Below are 2,302 nucleotides of genomic sequence, written 5' to 3' on the forward strand. Positions count from 1 at the left end.
ATAGTTTAACATATAGGGTATATCTTTTTAAAGGTGTACCCTATTTTACGCTTACAAATAAAAAAAGATAAAAAGAAAAATGACAATAATAAGAAGAATGAAAATAAATAAATCAAAATAAACTCTTGAGACAATTGTCTTAAGAGTTTATTTACTAGATTTAAATTACAAAAGCTCCCAAATATAATTATGGATAAAAATTTGAAATATATGCATAATAAATTGAGGAGGTGTATTTATAGTGGTAAATTTAAGTCAAAAAGAGCAGACCTTATTAAAAGATCAAAAAAGTCACGAAGAAATGTGTATTAAAAAATATACAAAGTATTCAAAAGAAGCTGAGGATCCAGAGTTGAAACAGCTTTTCAATCAGTTAGCATCAGAAGAACAAGAACATTTAAATACAGTAAATCAAATATTAGCAGGTCAGGTTCCTAGTATGAATTCAGCTGGTGGTTCTCAAAAACAAAATATGCAATTTAGTGGAAATAATATGAATAATCAACATGATGCTGATTTATGTCAAGATTTGCTTGCAACAGAAAAGTATATCTCAAGCACATATGATACAACAATATTTGAATGTAAAGATGCAAATATAAGAGAAGCTTTAAACCATATTCAAAAAGAAGAACAGGAACATGGAGAAAAAATATATAATTATATGAATGCTAATGGAATGTATAATTAAAAGAAGATTTATTCAGCGTTTAATCTGTTAAAAACAATTATAGTAGAAAGACTGTAGTTAGAAGATAGAATTCTTCTAACTACAGTCTTTCTATAATTATCATATAAAAGCCAGGTATTTATAGGCAGCTTGCATTATAAATGATGTAATATAGGAAGGAACTATTGAGAGATTGTGAAAAAAATATAAAAATGGGTATTTATACATATAGTGAAGATAATATATTTTGACATAACCTACATTACTGCTCAAAGATGAGAATTAGGATAACCTTACACTTTTAAGGAGGAGTGAAGAAATATGAAAGAAAGAGTAGTTATAATTGGTGGATCTATTACAGGAGTTTATACAACAACTGCATTAGTTAGAAATGGGTTTGAGGGACATATAACTCTTATTGATAAAAAAGATGTATATCCTTATAACACATACCCACTTTCAAAAGAATGGATGCAGGATATGGATAAAGAAGATCCTCCACTTTTAAAGGAAAAGGAGTATTACGAAGAAAATAATATTGACCTAAAGTTAAATACAAAGGTAGATTCTATTAATTGGAAGGATAAGACAGTAACAACCAATTCTAATGAAACAATTTCCTACGATCATCTAGTTATTGCAACAGGGTCTAAATTACGTAAAATATCATTTCCTGGTGATGATGCAAAAGGTATTTTTTACCTACGTGAATATGAGGATGCAAAAAGAATCAAAGAATGGGCAAAAGATGCTAAGGATCTTGCAATAATTGGAAGCGGATTTATTGGTCTGGAGCTTGTATCGACTTTTAATCAACTAGATAAAAACGTTTCAGTATTAGTAAGGTCTGGTAAACCCCTTGAAAAGATTCTTGGTGAAAGGGTATCTGATTATTTTATAGACATGCATGAATCACATAATGCAAATTTTATGTTTAATGAAGAAGCAAAAGAATTTATTAAAAATGAAGATGGAAATATAAAATCCATATTAACTAAAAGTGGAAAAAATATTAAATGTGATATGGTTATAATAGCAGTGGGAGTTGAGCCTAATATATCCTTCCAAGTTGACTCTTTGGATTTAGAGGATAATATCATTATTGTTAATAAATATGGAGAAACTTCCCTACCAAATGTTTATGCAGGTGGAGATGTTGTTAAGTGGCCTTATAAAGACCATTTAATTCATGTAGAGCATTGGGAAATTGCTTGGAGCCAGGGAAAGTCAATAGCAAAAAACATCATAAAGGAAAAAAGCAATGAATACAAGGTAGAACCATACTTTTGGACAGATCAATATGATCAAAGCTTTGAATATTTAGGTAATGCACAAAGCTGGGATAAGACTTTTATTCGGGGATCTGTAAAAGACGGAAAGTTTGCAGTTGCTTATGTGGATGAGAAGAACTATCCTCGGGCTATACTTTTTGTTAATAGTTTTGAGGAAAGAGAGGATATACAAAAATTACTTGATAAGAATGAGCCTCTTAATGAGATTAAATTTACTGATGTGGATATAGCTCTTAATGAAATCTAAAAGAAATAAAGGAAATGAAAGAGTTAATAAAGGATATTGAAGACAAGGATTAAAGTGATAAAATAGATAGTTGATGAAAACTTATTGGAAAAG

The 2,302-nt window shown here is 29.3% G+C and carries 2 protein-coding genes; both read left to right on the top strand.

What is annotated here, in order from left to right; all coding sequences use genetic code 11:
- The first annotated feature begins 241 nt into the window (after positions 1-241).
- Positions 242-691 carry a spore coat protein gene (locus tag ACTHW2_RS11185; protein WP_442264003.1) on the top strand — a complete coding sequence of 150 codons (450 nt, stop codon included), beginning with the start codon at positions 242-244 and terminating at the stop codon, positions 689-691.
- A 300-nt stretch (positions 692-991) separates the two neighbouring features.
- Positions 992-2,209 (top strand): NAD(P)/FAD-dependent oxidoreductase, encoded by a 1,218-nt coding sequence (locus ACTHW2_RS11190; protein WP_442264004.1) that lies wholly within the window; start codon positions 992-994, stop codon positions 2,207-2,209.
- The last annotated feature ends 93 nt before the right edge of the window (positions 2,210-2,302 follow it).

Source organism: Tissierella sp., assembly GCF_052089545.1.
Classification (GTDB): Bacteria; Bacillota; Clostridia; order Tissierellales; family Tissierellaceae; genus Tissierella_A.